This window comes from Nonomuraea roseola (assembly GCF_039535395.1).
In the GTDB taxonomy this organism is placed as follows: Bacteria; Actinomycetota; Actinomycetes; order Streptosporangiales; family Streptosporangiaceae; genus Nonomuraea; species Nonomuraea roseola.
In genome coordinates this window covers 627,726-647,391 of the sequence record NZ_BAAAXC010000012.1, presented here as the reverse complement: position 1 = coordinate 647,391, position 19,666 = coordinate 627,726, and the positions used below count along the sequence as shown (strand labels likewise).

16 protein-coding genes are annotated in these 19,666 nt (G+C 72.2%); 8 read left to right on the top strand and 8 right to left on the bottom strand.

The genetic code is table 11. The annotated features are described in order from the left end of the window. Positions 1–6 precede the first annotated feature (6 nt). From ABFX55_RS15150 to ABFX55_RS15125, 6 genes are all read right to left on the bottom strand, one after another. Positions 7–2,742: an FtsX-like permease family protein gene (locus tag ABFX55_RS15150; RefSeq protein WP_346121467.1), complete on the bottom strand. Its 2,736-nt coding sequence runs from the start codon at positions 2,740–2,742 to the stop codon at positions 7–9. Continuing rightward, positions 2,739–5,927, bottom strand: a complete 3,189-nt coding sequence (locus ABFX55_RS15145; RefSeq protein WP_346121465.1) for an FtsX-like permease family protein — start codon at positions 5,925–5,927, stop codon at positions 2,739–2,741. Before ABFX55_RS15145 ends, ABFX55_RS15150 begins: the two co-directional genes overlap by 4 nt. Before the next feature lie 91 nt (positions 5,928–6,018). After that, complete coding sequence (gene cydC, locus ABFX55_RS15140) at positions 6,019–7,743, bottom strand: thiol reductant ABC exporter subunit CydC (protein ID WP_346121463.1); 1,725 nt, start codon at positions 7,741–7,743, stop codon at positions 6,019–6,021. After that, a complete protein-coding gene (cydD, locus tag ABFX55_RS15135) occupies positions 7,740–9,485 on the bottom strand; it encodes a thiol reductant ABC exporter subunit CydD (protein WP_346121461.1) in 1,746 nt (581 codons plus the stop codon). Before cydD ends, cydC begins: the two co-directional genes overlap by 4 nt. A 7-nt stretch (positions 9,486–9,492) precedes the next feature. Next, positions 9,493–10,221 carry a cytochrome d ubiquinol oxidase subunit II gene (locus ABFX55_RS15130; protein WP_346121459.1) on the bottom strand — a complete coding sequence of 243 codons (729 nt, stop codon included), beginning with the start codon at positions 10,219–10,221 and terminating at the stop codon, positions 9,493–9,495. Position 10,222: 1 nt separating this feature from the next. After that, complete coding sequence (locus ABFX55_RS15125; protein WP_346121457.1) at positions 10,223–11,395, bottom strand: cytochrome ubiquinol oxidase subunit I; 1,173 nt, start codon at positions 11,393–11,395, stop codon at positions 10,223–10,225. A 90-nt stretch (positions 11,396–11,485) separates the two neighbouring features. Between ABFX55_RS15125 and ABFX55_RS15120 the strand changes: the two genes are divergently transcribed. Next, positions 11,486–11,830 carry a helix-turn-helix transcriptional regulator gene (locus ABFX55_RS15120; protein WP_346121455.1) on the top strand — a complete coding sequence of 115 codons (345 nt, stop codon included), beginning with the start codon at positions 11,486–11,488 and terminating at the stop codon, positions 11,828–11,830. A gap of 27 nt (positions 11,831–11,857) precedes the next feature. On the opposite strand, the gene ABFX55_RS15115 is transcribed toward ABFX55_RS15120, so the two are convergent. Further along, positions 11,858–12,526, bottom strand: a complete 669-nt coding sequence (locus ABFX55_RS15115; RefSeq protein WP_346121453.1) for a permease prefix domain 1-containing protein — start codon at positions 12,524–12,526, stop codon at positions 11,858–11,860. A gap of 91 nt (positions 12,527–12,617) precedes the next feature. Between ABFX55_RS15115 and ABFX55_RS15110 the strand changes: the two genes are divergently transcribed. Together ABFX55_RS15110 and ABFX55_RS15105 are read left to right on the top strand one after the other, a co-directional pair. Further along, positions 12,618–12,950 (top strand): ArsR/SmtB family transcription factor, encoded by a 333-nt coding sequence (locus ABFX55_RS15110; protein WP_346121451.1) that lies wholly within the window; start codon positions 12,618–12,620, stop codon positions 12,948–12,950. After that, positions 12,937–13,380: an SRPBCC family protein gene (locus ABFX55_RS15105; RefSeq protein ID WP_346121449.1), complete on the top strand. Its 444-nt coding sequence runs from the start codon at positions 12,937–12,939 to the stop codon at positions 13,378–13,380. The genes ABFX55_RS15110 and ABFX55_RS15105 overlap by 14 nt, the downstream gene beginning before the upstream one ends. A 1-nt stretch (position 13,381) precedes the next feature. Here the strand turns inward: ABFX55_RS15105 and ABFX55_RS15100 are convergent, their stop codons facing one another. After that, complete coding sequence (locus tag ABFX55_RS15100) at positions 13,382–14,521, bottom strand: pentapeptide repeat-containing protein (protein WP_346121447.1); 1,140 nt, start codon at positions 14,519–14,521, stop codon at positions 13,382–13,384. A gap of 113 nt (positions 14,522–14,634) precedes the next feature. On the opposite strand from ABFX55_RS15100, the gene ABFX55_RS15095 reads away from it, so the two are divergent. From ABFX55_RS15095 to ABFX55_RS15075, 5 genes are all read left to right on the top strand, one after another. Further along, entirely contained in the window at positions 14,635–16,995 is a 2,361-nt protein-coding gene (locus tag ABFX55_RS15095; RefSeq protein WP_346121445.1) for an ExeM/NucH family extracellular endonuclease, read from the top strand. Positions 16,996–17,098: 103 nt separating this feature from the next. Beyond that, positions 17,099–17,725 (top strand): hypothetical protein, encoded by a 627-nt coding sequence (locus ABFX55_RS15090; RefSeq protein ID WP_346121443.1) that lies wholly within the window; start codon positions 17,099–17,101, stop codon positions 17,723–17,725. Then, positions 17,722–18,024 carry a transcriptional regulator gene (locus ABFX55_RS15085; protein WP_183659615.1) on the top strand — a complete coding sequence of 101 codons (303 nt, stop codon included), beginning with the start codon at positions 17,722–17,724 and terminating at the stop codon, positions 18,022–18,024. The genes ABFX55_RS15090 and ABFX55_RS15085 overlap by 4 nt, the downstream gene beginning before the upstream one ends. Then, positions 18,021–18,902 (top strand): ABC transporter ATP-binding protein, encoded by an 882-nt coding sequence (locus ABFX55_RS15080; RefSeq protein ID WP_346121441.1) that lies wholly within the window; start codon positions 18,021–18,023, stop codon positions 18,900–18,902. Before ABFX55_RS15085 ends, ABFX55_RS15080 begins: the two co-directional genes overlap by 4 nt. Continuing rightward, positions 18,895–19,635 carry an ABC transporter permease gene (locus tag ABFX55_RS15075; protein WP_346121439.1) on the top strand — a complete coding sequence of 247 codons (741 nt, stop codon included), beginning with the start codon at positions 18,895–18,897 and terminating at the stop codon, positions 19,633–19,635. Before ABFX55_RS15080 ends, ABFX55_RS15075 begins: the two co-directional genes overlap by 8 nt. The last annotated feature ends 31 nt before the right edge of the window (positions 19,636–19,666 follow it).

The following is a 19,666-nucleotide window of genomic DNA, read 5'->3' as shown; positions in this document are numbered from 1 at the left end:
AGCATTTCACGCTGATTCCCCGGCCCGCAGCGCCACACCGGCCTTCCTCCTCCCCGACAGCGCGACGTGCCCCACGGCGCCCAGGAGCGCGGCCAGGGTCACCCCCGCGCCCAGGAGCAACGGGGTGCTCCAGGTGACGGTGTAGCCGACGGGCAGCCCGCCCGCGTAGCCGCTCAGATCGACGCCCCCGCCGAAGAGGGCGGGGAAGAGCGTGCCCAGCGCGATGCCTGCCACCGCCGCCGTGACCACCAGCGGTGAGATCTCGCCGAGGGTGATCGCCCGCGCCTGCGCGCCCGACATGCCCATGGTGGACAGGAGGGAGATGCTGCGGTCGCGTTCCGCCGCGCCGGCGACCACGCTCACCCACACCGCCAGCAGGGAGTAGAGCGCCAGCACGATGGCCGACAGCTGGAAGGCCAGCTTGATCGTCCTGGTGAGCGGGGTCGAGACGATCGAGGCCAGGTCCCCTTCACGGGTGCTCGCGGAGGCGCCTGGTCCCGCCGCCCGCTCCAGGTCGGCGGCCGACAGCGCGTCGCCGAAGACGAGGAGGCCGTTCGGCCGCATCGCGACCTTCTGCTCGGGCAGCACGGAGGCGGGCAGCACGAGCAGCTCGCCCAGCGGGTCGGCCCCTGGGAAGCGCTCGATGTGGCCCACGTGGTCGACCACGACGGGCGCGCTCTCGCCGCCCTCCAGCACGATCGGCCTGCTGCGCGCTTTGCCGAGGCCGCCGGTGACCAGGACGGGCACGGAGGGGCCCTTGCCCGCGGTGGCGGCCCTGTTGACGGCCGCCACGGGCGCGCTGACCACGGAGGGGGCCGAGCCGAGCCGCCGCGCGTAGGCGGCGGTGTCCATGCGCAGGTAGGAGAAGGACAGTGTGCCGCCCGACAGGCGGCCCTCTCGCAGCTCCACGGGCAGGACCTCCCGCACGCCTGGCAGGGCGCGGACCTTCTCGACGGCGGCGGGCGAGATCACGCCCTCGCCGACGCCGACCTTGGCGTCGGCGCCCGTCCGCTGCCACGCGGCGGCGCGCTGCCCCGCGTCCAGCGCGTCGAGGGTGAGCGCGCTGTAGACCGACAGGGTGAGGGCGGGGACGAGGATCAGCGCGGGCAGCGTGGCGGCGGTCCTGGAGCGGGCCGCCGAGGCGACCGCCAGGAACAGCACCGCCGTCCTGCTCCTGGCCGCGCCGAAGGACAGCAGGCGCAGCAGGTACGGGTAGCCCCACAGCACGACCAGCGCGAAGGCGACGGCGACCGCGGTGGGCGCGGCGACCAGGAGCGGGTCGCCGCCTGAGGCGGACTGGGCGGTCGTCACGCCGCGCGTGACGGCGAGGTAGGCCGCCACCGCGGCGAGGAGGACGACCAGGAGGTCGATCACCAGCCTGCGCGGTGTGAACGGCCTGGCGACCAGGTCGTCGCGCTGCTCCACGAGCGGCTGCCGGTGGGTCAGCAGCAGGCGCGCCATGCCGTACAGGAGGGTGGCCAGGGCCGGCAGCGGCGCGGACAGCAGGGAGACGGTGGTGTCCAGCCCCGGCACGAGGCGGGAGAGCGCGAAACCCAGCAGCGAGCCGGGAAGGACCGCGAGGAGGATCACCGTGGAGCCGACGGCCGCGAACTGGCTCGTCGAGGCCGCCCTGGCCCTGGCCGCGACCAGGCAGGCGGCGACGCGGCCGAGCAGCAGGCCGACCACGAGCGCCACCACGCCGAACGCGACCGCGAACAGCCCGGCCAGCAGCACTCCCATGAGTGTCTGCGTGACCCCGAGCTTGCCGAGGAAGTCCTCGAGGATCTTCGGCAGCTGGCTGGTCACCTTGTACGGCATGACCGGGGTCGACAGCTTGCGCGCCGTTGCGGTGAACGCGTCGAAGGCCGACGCGGTGCCGGGCGCCTGATTGATGCTGAAGGCGGCGGGAACGGGCGCGAACCCCCACCGGTAGTGCATGGGCGCGCTGACGCCCGCCATCACGGCGACGCCCTGCTCGCCGACCAGGCCGGTGACCACGAAGGCGGCCGAGTTGGCGGCGGGGTCGGGGATGTACACGTGCGACATCGAGGGGTACGCCGACCAGAAGGGGTCGGAGGGATCGATCGGCTCGTAGAGCCCGGTGACCTTGATCAGGACTCCGGCTCCGGAGACGATCGTGTCGCCGACCTCGATTCCCATCTGCCCTGTGACGTCGCTGGGCAGCCCGGCCTCGACGGCGGTCAGCGTCGGCTTGGCCAGCATGATGCTCAGCGCGGAGTCCTGGTAGGGGTTGGGCGTCGATCGGGCGGTGAGCGGGTTGGCCCCGGTGGTGACCGCCGACGGCGCCTCGCCCCTGACGTAGCGGACCCGCTCGGCCGCCCCGCTGTTCCATGCCAGGTCGACGAAGTTGTTGCGGCGGGGTTCATGTCCGACGTGGCCGACGAGCCTGACGCGGTTCGTGCTCACGCCGTACGTCACCTCGCCGATCAACGGGGCGAGGGCCTGCGGCATGGCGGCGCGCAGCTTCCTGGTGACCGTGTCGAGGTCGGCGGCGCTGTTCGGCCTCCGCGTCGGCAACGCCGAGCGGGCGCCCACGGCGATCTCGAGCAGCTCGGGCCTGGTCTCCTGGACGGCCTGCCGCAGCGAGCGCTCGTAGGAGTCCTCGAAGACCCTGGGAAGCGCGCTGCCCAGGAACGTGACGGTGAGCACCAGCAGCGCCAGCAGCGCGCTGATGCCTCTGTGCAGCAGCGCCAGCCGACCTGCCAGCCTGAGTATGGTCATGCGTCCTCCCCCGCGTGCCTGGCCCGCACCAGGCCGCGGCGGCGCAGCGAGCCCGCCAGCGCGGCGACGATCGCGAACAGGGCCGCCGCGATGACCGTGAGCAGGATCGCGGTCTGGATCCACGGGATGTCCAGTCTCACCGGCGGCGTCACCGCGGTGACCTGGCCGGACAGCACGAGGTGCGGCACCACCACGGTCGCCATGCCGCCCGCGAGCAGGGTGCCGCCCGCCAGGCCGAGGCCGATCAGGAACGTCTGCTCCACCGCGAGCAGGCCGAGCACCTGGCGGAAGCTCACCCCGAGCGCGTGCAGCAGTCCCAGTTCGGCCGAGCGCTCGCGGGCGGCGACGGCGGCGTTGACCGCGAAACCGAGCCCTGCGAAGATCACCGCCGCGGCGAAGCCGACCAGCAGCGCGCCCTGCAGGCCGCCGGCCAGCGGGTCGTCGCGAAGCTCGGTGAAGACGGCCTTCCTGTCGAGCACGCGGGCGCTCCAGCCCGGGTGGGCGGCCAGCGCCGCGGTGGCGGCGGACGGGTCGCCGTCCACTGTCGCAGCCCACCACTCGGTGACCCTGGGCGGGGCGTTGACGGTGAGCACGTCCCTGTCGGCGATGGTCGGCAGGTCCACCAGGACGGCGGGCTCGCCGACGTCCGTGCCCGGCAGGCTGTCGACGACGGCGGCCACGACCAGGTGGGAGGTGGTGGCGTCGAAGGGCAGGAACAGCTTCGTGCCCGCGGAGAGCTTCTCCTGGGCGGCCAGCTCGTCGGTGATCACGACGGGCAGCGGCTGGGGCAGGGTCGCCCTGCCGTCCACGGTTCCGCCGAACACCTGCTCGGGCGGCGTGTCAGGCGGCACCGCCAGCACCACCGCCTTGCCCCTGGCGGGGATCGCGTCGAGGCCGAACAGCGCGCCCTCGCCCGCGCGGACCTCCTTGGCCCTGCCCTCGCCGACTCCTGCGGTCCCCTGCAGGCTCGACTGTTCGAAGCCGGTCCACACCACGTCGCCCGGCAGCGGCACCTCGGCCTGGTCCGCGGTCAGCGCGCCGAGCACGACGGGCGCGCCCGTCTCGCCGAAGGAGAAGCCGCGCAGCGCCAGCGGGTAGGCGATCTTCCCCGCCCGGCCCGCGGGGGCGGCCAGGTCGGCGACCAGGTGGCGCTCGTCGCCCGAGCCCCTGTCGGTCAGGCCGAGCCGCCAGCGCACCCCGTCGGCGTCGGTGAGCAGGATCGCGGCGTCGAGCGGCGCGGGCGCCTGGGTGCGCAGCGGCAGGCTGAGCACGGACGGGGTGCCGGGGATCGGCACGGAGCCGAGCGAGGGCCTGCCCGCCCTGAGCGCCCTCGCCAGGTCGGTGAGCGGGGTGGCCGACAGGTCCTCGCGCAGGTTCATGACCTGGGCGAGCCGGTCGGCGTCGAGCGCGAGCAGCTGGGCCGAGCCCGCGCCGATCGCCACCGAGTCGCGGAAGGCGGGGCTGATCGCGCGCACGCCTGGCAGCCGCGCGTAGACCCTGCCCGCGCCGAGCCCGCCCACCTCGCCCTGGTCGAGGACGGGAGAGATCCGCAGGTCCGCGCCGACCCTGTGGCCGGCCTGGTCGCGCTGGGACGACTCCCACGTGGTCGTGGTGGTGATCGACAGCACCCCGATGGCCACGGCCATCGTCAACAGCAGCGCGGGGCCGACGTAGCGCAGGGGGCGGCGGCTGACCTGCCACGCGCCGAGCGCGGGGGCCAGCGTCGTGCGTCGCGAGGTCAGGGCGGAGACGATCCTGGAGGTCCACGGCACCAGGCGCATGCCCAGCATCCCGCCGCTCAGCAGGGCGAGGGCGGGCCCGGTGACCAGCATGGGGTCGATGCCGAGCACGCCGCCCGCGGTCGCGGTGACGGGCGAGCCGTACCTGGTGAGCTGCCAGACGGCGAGCGCCGCCACGACGAGCAGGGCGAGGTCGCCGCCCGCCCTGGCCAGCACGCCCCTGCGGTCGCCGCGCCCGCGCGCCGCCTGCTCCTCCACGTAGGTACGGCGGGCGCTCCTGACCGCCGACGCGGCCAGCAGCGCCGCTCCGGCCAGCGCGGCGAGGGCGGCGATCGCGAACGTGACGGGCTCGGGGGCGGCCGGCACCCTGACCGCCCCCGCCTGCGCCCACAGCAGGCCGCTCACCCCGTTGAGCACGTGCGGCGCGACGAAGGGGGCGATCAGCACGCTCGGCAGCGCGATCAGCAGCGCCTCCGTCAGGCTGAGCGACACCAGCCCTCCCATGCCCGCGCCCCTGGCCCGCAGCAGCGCGACCTCCATGCGGCGGCGGTCGGCCAGCATCCTGGCCGTCAGCATCAGGGAGTAGCCGGCCAGGATGAGCAGCTGCAGCACCGGCACCAGCATCGTCGACTGGCCGACGAGGGCGCTGCGGTCGAGCTGGCCGAGGTAGGCCGACAGCTCCTCCCTGACCGTGCAGTCGGCGCAGGCCGGGCGAGCCTTGAGCTGGTCGGGCAGGCGCGCGGCCGCCGCGGCGAGGCCGGCCAGGTCGCCGGTGCTGACGCCGCTCAGGTCGGGCAGGACGTACCAGGAGCCGAGCATCTGGTCGGTGAAGCGCGCCATGAAGCTCTCCTGGGAGAGCATGAGCGAGCTCCTGGCGGGGTCCAGGCGGGGATAGAGGTCGTCGGGGGTGGCGAACACTCCGGTGACCAGCACCGTGGTGGGAGGGCCTGTCTCGCCGCGCCGTACGGTGAGCTCCTGGCCCGCGCGCACGCCGAGGCGCTGGGCGCTGTCCTGGGCCAGGGTCGCCTGGAGCGGTTCGGCGCCAGGACCGGCCCACCGGCCCTGCACCAGCTTGGCGCGATTTTCCAGGTCGGAGCGGGTGGCGAAGAAGAGCTGCGCGCCGTCCTCGCCGTGGAAGGCGCTCGAGGTGACGGACGAGACGATCTCCGGCCTGAACCTGCCGAAGGACTCGGCAGCCTGGGCGCGTACGGCCGCGTCGGCCTGGGGGAAGGTGGCGCCCTTGATCCAGGTGGAGACCTCCGCCGAGGTGTCGGCCCCGTCGGCGTGTGTCACGCTCCAGCGGACGCCGACGTCGACCACGGAGGAGATGTAGATCGACAAGGACACGAGCGTGGTGGTCGCCAGGAGGATCGCCGCGAAGGCGGTGAGGGGCAGAAGCGGCTCGCTGACGGCACGCTTGAGCACCCACGTCGTCCGGCCCCGCATCCGGTTCCCCCTCTGATCTGGTACGGGAGAACATTCGCGGGACAAAACTCACATACGCAACGATTGCCTTGATTTCATCACATAGTTGAGATCATCCCGAGACCAGCGCCTCCGACTGCCAGAGATCACGGTAGTAACCGGGCCCTGCCACCAGCTCGTCGTGGCGTCCTCGCTGGATGACCCTGCCGTGCTCCATCACCACGATCTCGTCCACCTCCTCCAGGCCCTTGAGCCTGTGGGTGACGATGAGCGTCGTACGGCCGTGCGTCACGTCGAGCAGGTCGGCCATGAGCTCGTCGGCCGTGGCCTCGTCCAGCGCCTCGGCGGGCTCGTCGAGCAGCAGCACGGGCGGGTCGTACAGGAGCGCCCTGGCGAGGGCCAGGCGCTGCAGCTGCCCGCCCGAGACCGTCCGCCCGTCCTCGCCGAGCTGGGCGTCCCAGCCGGTGCGCGACACCCAGCGCTCCAGGCGCGCCCGCCGTACGGCCCGCTCCAGGTCCTCGTCCGTGCCGTCGGGGCCCGCCAGGCGCAGGTTGTCGCGCAGGGTGGTCTGGAAGATGTAGGGGTCCTGGGTCAGGCCGGTCATGAGCGTCCTGACGTCGTCGGAGTCGAGGGACCTGAGGTCGGCGCCGTTGACGGTGATCGCTCCCGACTCGGGTTCGACCAGGCGCATCAGGGCGGCCAGCAGCGTGCTCTTGCCCGCGCCGCTGGGGCCGACCAGGGCGACGCGCTTGCCGGGGGTCAGCGTGAGGCTCACCCCGTCGACGGCCGCGGGGGCGTGGGGCGCGTGCCGTACGACGAGGTCGTCGATCTCGACGGTCAGCGGCGCTCCCGGCAGGGGCGCGGGGGTGCCGGGCTCGGTGACGGCGGGCTGCACCGAGCGGACCTCCTTCAGCCGCTTCAGCGCCGCTGAGATCCCCGCGTAACGCTCCCCCGCCGCGGCCAGCGGCAGCACAGGCTCGAAGGAGACCAGCGCGGTGAGGGCCAGGACGGCCGTCGCGACGGTGCCCGCGCCCGAGCCCTGGGCCAGCAGCACGATGGCGGCCACGGTCAGCCCCTGCACCAGCACCCCGACGGCCAGCGCCGCCGCGTGGACGCGGGACTGGCGGCGTTCGAGCGCGGCCAGGTCGGCGTCGGCGTCGAGCGCGCCTGACAGGGCTCGCTCGCCCGCGCCGTAGGCGGTCAGGTCGGCCGAGCCGTGCACCAGGTCGGCCACCCTCTCGGCGAGCGCGGCCCTGGCGGGGGCGATGCGGGCCGACCAGCGACGCGCGGCGGCCGCCGTGCCGGCGGGAAGCAGCACGCCAGCGGCGACCAGCCCCGCCAGCAGCACGAGCGCGGCCGCGGGGTGCACGGCGACGGCGATGACGACGGCCGTGAGCCCGGTGATGAGCGCGGAGGTGGCGGGCAGGAGGCAGCGCACCAGCAGGTCCTGGACGGCGTCGGTGTCGTCCACCATGCGACTGAGCAGGTCGGCGCCGCCGTGCCGGGGAGCTCTCGGCGGGATGAGCGAGCGGTAGAGGCGCTCGCGCGTGGCGGCCTGGGCGCGCAGGGCGACGTCGTGACCCGTCAGGCGCTCGGCGTAGCGGAAGACGCCCCTGCTGGTGGCGAACGCCCGCACCGCGACGATCGCCACGCTCAGCGCGGCGAGCGGCGGCTGCTCGGCTGCCCTGGTGATGAGCCAGGCGGCCGAGGCGATCAGGCCGAGCCCGGTCAGCTCGGCCGCCGCCCCGGCGAGCACGGCCCACAGCAGGCGGAGGTTCATGCGGCGGCCGGACATCGGCTCCGTCACCTCGATACCCGGGTCAGTGGTGTTCGTCATCGTTCGTCTCCCGCCTGCGCGGCGCTCGCGCCTGGGACCAGGCTCTTCGCGGCGAGGACGTCGGAGACGACCCGCCCCTCCTGGATGCGGATCACGCGGTCGGCCAGGTCGATCATCGCGGGCCGGTGCGCGACGATCACCGAGGTACGCCCTCTGCTCAGCTCGGCGGTCGCGGTGACGACGGCGGCCTCGCTGCGGCCGTCGAGGCGCGCGGTGGGCTCGTCCAGCAGCAGCAGCGAGGCGTCAGGACGGCAGAACGCGCGGGCCAGGGCCAGCCGCTGCCGCTGGCCCGCCGACAGGTTGGCGCCACGCTCCCCCACCAGCGTGTCGTAGCCGTCGGGCAGGGCGTCGACGAACTCGTCGGCGTGCGCGGCGGCGGCGGCCCGCCGTACGAGCTCGGGCGGGGCCGAGGGCGCGCCGAGCCTGATGTTGTCGGCGACCGAGGTGGCGAACAGGTGCGGGCGCTGGGGCACGAACGCCAGCCGATCGCGCCATGCGGTCAGGTCGAGCTCGGCCAGGTCGGCGCCGTCGACCAGCACGCGTCCCTCGGTGGGGGCGACGAAGCCGAGCAGCAGGTGCAGCAGGGTGCTCTTGCCGCCGCCGCTCTCCCCCACCAGCGCCACCCGTTCCCCTGGAGTGATCACCAGGGAGACCTCGCGCAGGGCGGGGTCGTCGCGGCCGGGGTAGCGGACGGTGACGTTCTCCAGGCGGATCTCGGGAGGACCGTCGGAGGCGGGGACTGCTGCGGCCCTGGCCTGCTCGGGGGCGGCGGCGGGGACAGCGGCGGCGGTCCTGGCCTGCTCGGGGGCGGCGGCGTCGTCGAGGACGGCGAAGGCCGCGTCGGCCGCCGCGACGCCCTCCATCGAGGCGTGGAAGCGGGTGCCCATCATCCGCAGCGGCAGGTACGCCTCGGGCGCGAGCAGGAGCACCAGCAGCGCGGTCGTCAGGTCGAGCGACCCGCCGAGCAGCCGCAGCCCGATCGGCACCGCGACCAGCGCGAGCGACAGCGAGGCGCACAGCTCGAGCACGAGCGAGGACAGGAAGGCCACCCGCAGCGTCCGCATGGTCGCCGACCTGTGCGAGTCGGCCACCCGCTGGATGACGCTCGCCTGGTAGCGCGCCCTGCCGAAGGCGCGCAGGGTGGGCAGGCCGCGCACCACGTCGAGGAAGTGCCCGCCGAGCAGGGACAGCGCGCGCCACTGCCGTTCGGTGACCGCCTTGGTGTGCATCCCGACGAGGGCCCCGAAGATCGGGATGAGCGGCAGCGTGATCAGCACGATGACCGCGCTGGTGAGGTCGGCCGCGAACAGCCTGACGAGGACGGCCACCGGCACCACGCCCGCCACGGCCATGGCGGGCAGGTAGCCGGTCAGGTAGGGGTCGAGCGCGTCGAGGCCGCGCCCCGTGAGCGTCACCAACTCGCCCGAGCGGTGCCCGGACAGCCTGGCGGGCCCGAGCTCCTGGAGCCTGGCCAGCAGCCTGTGGCGCAGCGCGGACTTCACTCCCGTGGAGGTGCGCGCCGCGAAGATCCCCTGCCCCCAGCCGAGCAGCGCGCGCAGCCCGACGACGGCCGCCAGGAACAGCAGCGCCCCGGTGGCGAACCTGCCCGACAGCACCCCCGCGAGCAGCTCGGCCTGGACGAGCACGAGCAGCCCCGCGATCACGGCGGCGGCCAGGGTGACGGTCAGATGCGCGCGTACCGAGCGCTCGGCTCGCATGAGCCGCAGGAGATCCTTGTGCACGAGCCCTCTAGAAGAACGACGGGATGCGGTCGGAGCCCTTGCCTGGACGGAAGGTGCGCCACACCCATACTTGCGCGCCCACCATGAGGGGTGCGAACGGGGCCACCATGAGACTGAGCACATTCAGCGTCGCGGCAGGTGCGGCGTGGTCGAGCAGGTGCGGGGCGACGGCCGCCAGCAGCACGACGACGGGCGCGGCGGCCGCGAGCCCCGACAGCGCGAGGACCCTGCCGCCGCCCCGCCCCTCCCTCCAGGCCAGGAAGGTCCTGCCGTGGAAGGCGAACAGCGCGGTGGTGAGCGCGCCGAGGCCGAGCCCGGCGATCCACGGCAGCCCTGCGACCGAGCCGATGACCATCCCCCAGCCGAAGGCCAGCACGAGCGAGCCGAGCGAGATCATCAGGTCCCAGAAGCCGCGCCACGCTCGCCCCTCGATCCTGCGGCGGAACCACAGGCCCGCGTCGCGCACGATCCAGCCCAGCAGCATGGACACGACGAACGGGTAGAGCGCGAAGATCACCTCGCCTTCCAGCACGGGGAACGCGCCGAACAGCACCCCCGCGACGGCCACCAGCCACACCTCGTTGGCCAGCACGTACGGCGCCATCGCCGCGACCATGCGGTCCCTGCGCTCCTGGGGACGGCCGGCCATCAGCAGCCCCACTCCCAGGTCGAAGCCCTCGAGGGCGAAGTAGCCCGCCAGCAGGACGGCGAAGGCGAGCAGCCAGACGACTTCCATGTCAGACCTCCAGGCGGACGGGCGCGGGGGCGGGGGTGAGGGGCCAGGCGCCGAGGGCGAGGTCGCCGGGGCCGCGCCGTACGACGCGGACGATGAGGACGTAGTCGACGACGGCGAGCAGGCCGAGCACGCCGGTGAAGCCGATCAGCGACGTGGTGACCATGCCCGAGGTCAGGCCTGGCGACATGGCGTCGGCGACGGTGAGCCGCTCCCAGATCATCCATGGCTGCCTGCCGATCTCCCTGGCCATCCAGCCGAAGACGGCGGCCAGGAACGGCAGGGGCGTCATGATGATCAGGATGGGGTGCGTCCAGCGCCAGCGTGGCAGCCAGTAGACGGTCGGCAGCATCAGGAAGACCACCACCAGCTGGAGCAGCTCGCCGATCAGCATCATGAAGCCGAGCCCGACCGCGGCCCCTGTGTTGGCCTCGAACTTGTCCTCCTGCACCAGGCCGAGCTGGGCGTAACCGCTGCCCACGGCGACCACGACCCCGATGGCCGCGACCACGACCCCCGTGCGCAGCGACTTGGTGAAGAACTCCAGGTAGGCGGTGCGGCGCAGGAGCTGGTAGGCGCTGGCGCCCATCATGACGAAGCCGCCTGCCGCGAGTCCCGCGCCGATGACGTGCGGGAAGGCCCCGACCAGGGCGCTGTTGGACATCAGCGCGCCGAAGTCGGTGAGCTCCATGTGGTCGCCCCTGACGACGGAGCCGACCGGGTTCTGCAGGAAGGCGTTGCCGATCATGATGTAGAAGGCGCTGCCGTAGGCGGTGAGGGTGACGATCCAGATGCAGGCCAGGTGCAGAGCCTTGGGCAGCCGGTGCCAGCCGAAGATCCACAGGCCGAGGAAGGTCGACTCCAGGAAGAAGGCGACCAGCGTCTCCATGGCCAGCGGCGCGCCGAAGACGTCGCCCGCGTAGTGCGACAGGCCGCTCCAGCTCAGCCCGAACTGGAACTCCATCACCAGGCCCGTGACGATGCCCAGGGCGTAGTTGATCACGTAGATCTGGCCCCAGAAGCGGGTCATGTGCTCGTGGAGGGGGTTGCCCGAGCGCACCCAGCGAGTGTGCATGATCGCCACGAGCGGCGCCAGGCCCAGCGTGAGGGCCACGAAGAGGAAGTGCAGGCTGCCTGTCAGCGCGAACTGCAGGCGGGCCAGGTCCAGGACGTCCATCGCATCAAACTCCGTCGTTGTGTCTGTCTACATATAGACAGGCTACATGTAGACTGCCTACATGACGAACGCGGACCTAGGATGGGCGATGTGAATCCCGACGCGCTTCGCGGGCACATGGACGCCCTGCTGCTCTCCGTGCTCGAGCACGAGCCGTTGCACGGCTACGCGATCATCGAGGCGCTGCAGGAGCGCAGCGGAGGCGCGCTCGCCGTCCCCACGGGGACCGTCTATCCGGCGCTGCGCAGGCTCGAGAGGGTCGGCTATCTGGCCAGCGAGTGGGCGACGGTGGGCGGGCGCAAGCGGCGCACCTACCGGCTGACCTCCTCGGGGGCCAGACAGCTGGCGGGCGAGCGGTCGGCCTGGAGGGAGTTCGCCGAGGTGATCGCGAGCGTGCTGGAGCCCGGCGCGAGGCGGGCGGAGACAACCGGGTGAGCCAGGCGTGACGGCCTGGCTTGAGGGTCAGGCTGCTCGGAGCCGGCGGGTCAGGCGCAGGCAGCGGGCGGCGGCGTACAACTGCAGGCCGTTCAGCAGGGGCGTGGTCAGCGAGAGGATCATGCCGGGCAGGAAGGTGGAGAAGCCGGCCGGACCCTGAGAGCCGTACTGCAGGGCGGCGCTGAGCAGCAGCGTCACCGGCAGCATCGTCCACACCCACACCGCGAGCAGGCGGGTCGCCCGTTCGGGCCTGCGGACCCAGCGCGAGCCCCACGTGAGCATGAGCAGGATCAGGCCGCCGAGCACACCGGTGGCCAGGTGGAACAGGTCGAGCGTGCGGGCCGCGAGCAGGAACCAGTCGGGCCTGTGCGCCCAGGCATCGGCGTCCACGGGGAAGAAGGCCCAGATGAGGCTCCACAGCAGCGTCGTCAGCGGCACGCTGACGAACAGCAGCGCGCCGAGCCTGCGCCCCGCCGTCGCGGTCAGCTCGCGCTGGTAGGCGGGCGCGATCTCGCGCAGCTCACCGAACTCCTCGACGGCCAGGCGCTCGGCCTCGACCCGGGCCATGCCCTCTTCCTGGTAGGCCTCGGCGGTGTCGACGAGGCTGTCGCGGGCCTCGACGACCAGGTCACGCTTGGGGCCGCCCGGACCGTCGAGAGCCCGCGCGAGTCCCGCCACGTAGTCGTCGATGAGCATGGTCTCCAGTGTACGAAGCCCCTCCGAGGGTCAACATCGGGGAGATCCCTGAGATTGACTGGTAGGAAATTTCCGACGTATAGTCGGCGACATGCGAGAAGACGTGTTCGCGGCGCTCGCCAGCCCGGCCAGGAGGCAGCTTCTCCAACTGCTCCTCGACGGCGGCTCCCAGCCGGTGGGCAGGCTCGCCGAACGGTTCGACATGGCGAGGCCGAGCGTCTCCGAGCACCTCAAGGTGCTCAAGGACGCCGGGCTGGTCGCCGAGAGCCGCCACGGCAGGGAGCGGCACTACCGCCTGGAGGCGGCGCCTCTCATGGAGATACGCGACTGGCTCACCCCCTACGAACGGTTCTGGCGGGAACGGCTCGCCGACCTCGGCACGGTGCTCGACGACATGGAGGACAGAGACGATGACGACCGCTGAAGACCTGCGCGCGATCCACGTGGACCAGTTCCTGGCCCACCCGCCCGCCAAGGTGTGGCGAGCGCTGACCGAGCCCGAGCACCTGAACAAGTGGCTGATGCCGGGCGACTTCCGGCCCGAGGTGGGTCACACGTTCACCTTCCAGGGCACTCCCGTCGAGGCGGCGGACTTCTCGGGGACGGTCTACTGCGAGGTGCTCGAGATCGAGAAGGAGAGACTGATCAAGCTGAGCTGGGACGACGGCAGCCGGCTCGGCTGGACGGTCACCTGGCGCCTCGAGCCCGAGGGCAGGGGAACCAGGCTCTTCCTCGACCACGAGGGCTTCGATCCCGACGACCCGAGGCAGCAGGTCTCCCGCAAGATCATGGGAGGCGGGTGGCGCTCCATGCACCTGAGGGCCATCGAGAAGGTGCTGGCCGAGATGGGGTAGCTCAGCGCTGCTCGCCGTGGATCTCGGCCAGGCCGTCGGGCGGCGGGGGGCCGTCGGGGCCCCGGGTCCAGCCGCGCCATCGGTGCTCGTCGGGCAGGGCCCTGCGGCGGGAGAACCAGCGCAGCGGGGGCCAGCGCAGGCTCAGCCGTACGCCCCTGGAGGTGAAGGCGAACGTGCAGCCGGTCAGCCGCAGGCCCGACGGGTGCGCGAGCCCCGCGAACCTGCAGGCCGACAGGTCGAGACCGAACAGCGACAGGTCGGGAGCGACGGCCCCGCGCAGGGAGCTGATCGTGCAGAACCCCCGCCCTGTCACGGTCGCGGGGCCGCGCAGCACGACCGACTCGAGGTCGGCGTGCGAGCCGGTGAGCCTGATCGCCGTCGTGCCCCGCACCTCCACCCTGCGCAGGTCGAGCGAGCAGTCCTCGACGGCCAGGTCGAGCGCGCCGTCGGCGCGGGCGCCCGTCGCGGCCAGCCGTCCCGTGGCCGACAGGTAGGCCGACGACGCGAAGTGCGCCGACTCGAAGCCGGCCCTCCCCCGCACCTTCCTGAACGACAGCGTCCTGCCGAACCTGGCGCCCCTGAAGGCGGCCAGCTCGCCGAACCAGGCGCCGTCGAAGGTGGCGTAGCCGTCGAACCTGGCCCGCTCGCACGACAGCCCGCGGGCGAAGACGGCCTCGCTGAACAGGGCGTCGCTGGCCACCACCGCCCTGTCGAAGCAGGCGTGGCCGCGCACGGTGGCGCCGTGGAAGGACAGCTGGCGGGCGAACCTGGCCCCGGTGAACGAGACGTTGCCCATGAAGGTCGCGCCGAAGAAGGAGGCGAGCCTGTCGAACCTGGCGCCGTCGAGCGACACGTCGCCCTGGAAGCGCACCTCGGTGAAGCGCGCCTCGCCGGTGAAGCGGGCCAGGTCCATGCGGGACCTGCCCGGCCTGCCTTCCGTGGCGGCCAGGATCTTGGCCAGCAGCTCGCCGTCGACAGTGGTCCCGCGGAGGTCGAGCTGCCGCCCGGGGCGGAGGCCCTCGAGCGCGTCGGTCAGTTGCTCGGGTGACAGATGTGACAGACAGCGACCGTACGGCTGACGCGCGACTCCTGTGCATGACGGGGAGTATGAACACGTGGCCCAGTCCATGTCCTTGGTCATACCCGCGTTGCTAGGTCATGAGACGACATGTCGGGGGCCGGCGTCTGGCAAGGGTAGATGATTTCATCCCTTTGTGGCGTTACGTTCGGTTATCACCATCTAAAGTGCCGGTCATGCGAGCTTTAACCGCCCTTGTCGCTCTCGGCCTCGCCGCCGCGGGCGTGGCGACCCTCTCGACCGCCCCCGCCTCAGCGGCGCCGGGGCCGGTCGTCATCAGCCAGGTCTACGGCGGCGGCGGCAACACCGGCGCGCCGCTGGCCAACGACTTCGTGGAGCTCTTCAACAGGAGCTCCGCCCCTGTGGCCATCGACGGCTGGTCGGTGCAGTACACCAGCGCCACCGGCACCGGCCACTTCGCCGCCAACGTGGCCAGACTCTCCGGCACGCTGGCGGCGGGCCAGTACTACCTGGTGCAGCTCGCCGCGGGCGCCAACCCCGGCACGGCGCTGCCCGCACCCGACGCGACCGGCTCCATCAACGTCAGCGGCAGCGCGGGCAAGGTGGCGCTGGTCCGCTCGGCCACGGGTCTGGCCTGCAACGGCAGCCCCACCGCCTGTACGCCCGAGCAGACGGCCCAGATCGCCGACCTGGTCGGCTTCGGCACCGCCAACTTCTTCGAGGGCTCGGCTGCGGCCCCTGGCCTGACGAACGGCACGGCGGCCCTGCGCAAGGCGCGCGGGTGCGCCGACACCGACGACAACTCCGCCGACCTCGAGGCGGGAGCGCCCGCCCCGCGCAACACCGCCTCTCCCGCGACGCCGTGCGGAGGCACCGAGGAGCCGACCCCCACGCCGACTCCCACCCCGTCCCCCACGGTGACACCGACGCCGTCGCCCACGGGCGAGCCCTGCGACACGGCCGCGACCCACCAGATCGCCGCCGTCCAGGGCGCGGGCGAGGCCAGCCCGCTGGCGGGTCAGACCGTACGGGTGGAGGGCGTCGTGACCGGCGACTTCCAGAAGAGCACGGAGCTGAGCGGCTTCTTCCTGCAGGACGCCACGCCCGACTCCGACCCGAAGACCTCCGAGGGCCTGTTCGCCTTCGCCCGCGACACCTTCAAGGACGTCAAGGCAGGCGACAGGGTACTGGTCACCGGCAAGGTGGTCGAGTTCAACGGCTGGACCGAGCTGTCGCCCGTCACCGCGATCGACGTCTGTGGCACGGGAACGGTCTCCGCGGAGCCCCAGCAGCTGCCGAGGGCGGAGGGGACCATTTTCGAGCCCGTCGAGAACATGCTGGTCCGCTTCGCCGAGCCGCTCACCGTCACCGAGCACTACAACCTCGGCCGCTTCGGCGAGGTCACCGTCTCCTCCGAGGGCCGGCTCTACCAGCCGACCGACAGGCCGGGTGTGGACGCGGCGCTCGACGCCCGCCGTTCGCTGCTGATCGACGACGGATCCAGCAGGGAGAACCCCGCCACGATCCCGCACACCAGCCCGCGCGTGGTGCGCACGGGCGACACCGCCCTCGGAGTGACCGGCGTGCTCGGTTACGGCTTCGGCTCCTACAGGCTGCAGCCCACCAAGCCGATCACCTTCCTGCCGACCAACCCGCGCCTGCCCAGGCCGCTGCCCGTCGGCGGCAACGTCAAGGTGGCCAGCCTGAACACGCTGAACTGGTTCACGACGCTCGGCTCGCGGGGCGCGACCACCGCCGTCGAGCAGCAGCGGCAGCTGGACAAGCTGGTGGCGACGCTGCAGGGCCTCGACGCCGACGTGGTCGGCCTCATGGAGGTCGAGAACAACGGCCAGACCGCGTTGCAGGCGCTGACGGACGCGCTGAACGCCAAGGTGGGCGCGGGCACCTACGCCGCCCTCGCGCACCCCTTCCCCGGCACGGACGAGATCCAGGTCGCGATGATCTACAAGCCGGCCAGGGTCTCCCCCGACGGCGCGGCGCGCTCCTCCGAGGACACGGTCTTCAGCAGGCCGCCGCTGATCCAGACGTTCAGGCGCGCCGGTGGCGGCCAGCCGTTCACGATGATCGTCAACCACTTCAAGTCGAAGGGGTCCTGTCCGCCCAGCGGTCCGGAGGCCGACCAGGGTGACGGGCAGTCGTGCTGGAACCCGCTGCGGGTCAGGCAGTCCGAGGCCGTCCTCGGGCTGATCTCCTCCCTCGACCTGCCCAACCCGCTGGTGCTCGGCGACCTCAACGCCTACGGCGAGGAGGACCCGATCGACAAGCTGGAGGCCGGCGGCCTGACCAGCGTGACCAAGCGGTTCGTGCCCACGCCGATGCGCTACAGCTACCTGTTCAACGGTCTTGCGGGCGAGCTGGACCACGCGCTGGTCGGCAAGCAGCTGCTCAAGCGGGTGACCGGAGCGACGATCTGGCACGTCAACTCCGACGAGCCGCGCATCCTCGACTACAACACCGAGTACAACCCGCCGGCGCTGTACCGGCCCGACGCCTTCCGCTCCTCCGACCACGACCCGCTCCTGATCGGCCTTTTCCTGCCGGGCGGCAAGAACTGAGCTGACCCGCCTCGCTGCGGCCCCTTCCCTCATGGGAAGGGGCCGCTCTTGCGTTTGCCACACAAGCAGGTTTATAGTACAAACTAGTTGACAAAATGGACCTATGGGGAGCGACGTGGACGAGGAAGACCTCAGCCCCGCCGAGATGATGCGGCTCATCGAGGAACAGAGCGCCGCCACCGCGCGCAGGCTCCAACCCGACCCCCTGCTTCTGTACGCCCCGTGGGGCGTCGCCTGGATGGTCGGGTTCGGCGCGTTCTTCCTGTCCTACGGCCTCGACGGCCGCCCGCTGGCCCCGATCAGCTGGCAGCTCGCTCTGTCCATCCTGTTCGGCGGCCAGCTGCTGGCCGGAGCCTTCCTGTTCTGGACCGCGAGGTCCGGCGGCGTCCAGGTCCGCGGGGAGTCGGCCCAGCGCGGGATGATGTACGGCTACTCATGGTTCGTCGGAATGATGTCGATGAGCCTGATCGTGAGCCGCTTCGCCCCGCTGCTCCCTCGGGAGCAGGTCGGCCTGCTCTACGCCTCGGTCTCGCTGCTGGTCGTCGCCGTCCTCTACATGGCGGGCGGCGCGGTCTGGCGCGAGTGGCCGATGTTCCTGATCGGGGTCTGGGTGGCCGTCGTCAACGCGGTCGGCGCCATGCTCGGCCCGGGCTGGCACTCCCTGCTCGTCTCCCTGCTCGTGGGCGGCGGCTTCTTCGTGGCGGGGATCGTGCTCAGGCGGCGCGGGTGAGCGTTCCCGACCTCGATCCCGTCATCCACGCCCAGGCCAGGCTGCGCGTGGTGGCCACGCTCAACGCCCTGTGCGAGGGCGACCAGATCGCCTTCCCCGGGCTGAAGGACCTGCTCGGCATGACCGCGGGCAACCTCTCGGTGCACCTGACGAAACTCGAGGACGCGGGTTACGTCGAGATCACCAAGACGCACAAGGGCCGCACCCCCGTCACCTACGTCGCGCTCACCAGGCGCGGACGGCTGGCCTTCGAGGAATACACCGTCGCGATCCGCGCCCTTCTTGGAGGAGAGCAATGACCACCCTGGCCAGGACCGTCGAAGTCAGCAAGCGCTACGGCGAGGTGAACGCCCTCGACGGCGTGTCACTGGAGATCGAGGCGGGCAGGCTCGTCGGCCTGCTCGGCCCGAACGGCGCGGGCAAGTCCACGCTCGTCAACCTCTTCGTGGGCCTGCGCAAGCCGACCAAGGGGTTGGTGGAGCTACTGGGCGGCAACCCCTCCGACCCCCGCGTACGGCAGGGCATCGGCGTGACGCCCCAGGAGACCGGTCTGCCCGAGGCGCTCAAGGTCGGCGAGATCGTCGACTTCGTCTCCTCCCACTTCCCGAACAAGCTGGACAAGTGGGAGTTGCTCGACCGCTTCGGCCTGCGAGACCTGGCCAAGCGCCAGGTGGGCGGGCTGTCGGGCGGCCAGAAGCGCCGTCTCGCGGTGGCGCTGGCCTTCGCGGGCCGTCCCCGCATCGTCTTCCTCGACGAGCCCACCACCGGGCTCGACGTCGAGGCGCGCAGGGCGCTGTGGGAGGGCATCAGGGCCTTCCACGCCGAGGGCGGCACCGTCGTGCTCACCAGCCACTACCTCGAGGAGGTCGAGGCGCTGGCCGAGCGGGTGGTGGTGATCGGCCGCGGCAGGGTGCTGGCCGACGACACCATCCAGGCCGTACGCGGCATGGTCGGCGTGCGCAGGGTCAGCCTGTCTGTCGCCGAACTGCCCGAGCTGCCGGGCGTGGTCAGCGCCGAGCGGGTGGAGGGCCGCCACCACCTGCTCACCCCCGACTCCGACCGGCTGGTGCTCGACCTGGTGGCCAGCGGCGTCGCGTTCGCCGATCTGGAGATCAGCCCCGCCACGCTCGAGGACGCCTTCCTCGCCATCACCTCGAAGGAGACCGTCGATGTCTAGCCTGGTCCTTCTCCACACCCGCTACCAGTTCCTCGAGCACCTGCGGGTCCCGATCGCCATCGTGGCCAGCGTCTTCTTCCCCACTGTCGCGATGCTCGCCTTCGTCGTGCCGTTCGCGGGGGACCACCCGCTGGCCGCGACGGTCGGCACGGCCTCGATGACCATGTTCGCCGTCATGTCCAGCAGCCTCATGGGCCTCGGCATCGGTGTCGCCGACGACAGGGGCAAGCCGTGGGATCCCTACCTTCGCACCCTGCCGGCGGGGCCCTTCCCGCGCTTCGCGGGGCGGATGCTCACCTCGCTGGCCATCACGCTGATCGCGGTCGTTCCCGTGATGCTGGTCGCCGCGCTGCTGACCGAGGCCACCGCCACCCCCCTGCAGCTGCTGCTCGGCCTCGGCGCGCTGCTCGTGGGGGCGCTGCCGTTCATGATGCTGGGGCTGCTCGTCGGCTACTCACTGCCCGCCAAGGCCGCGGTGGCGGTCTCGCAGGTGCTGTTCTTCCCGATCGCGATCGGCGGCGGGTTGCTCGGCAACCCGCTGGACCCGCCCGCCTTCATCGGCGCGGTCGCGCCGTACCTGCCCAGCAGGGGGGCGATGGAGCTGGTCTGGGCCGCGACCACCGACCTGCCCGCCACCCCGCTGGCGCTGGTCATGCTGGCGGTCTGGACGATCGTGGCAGGAGCGGCGGCGGTGTGGGCCTACCGCCGCGACGAGGGGCGCAGGTTCCAGTAGTCACGACAGAAAAGGGGGGGAGGTACCGCCG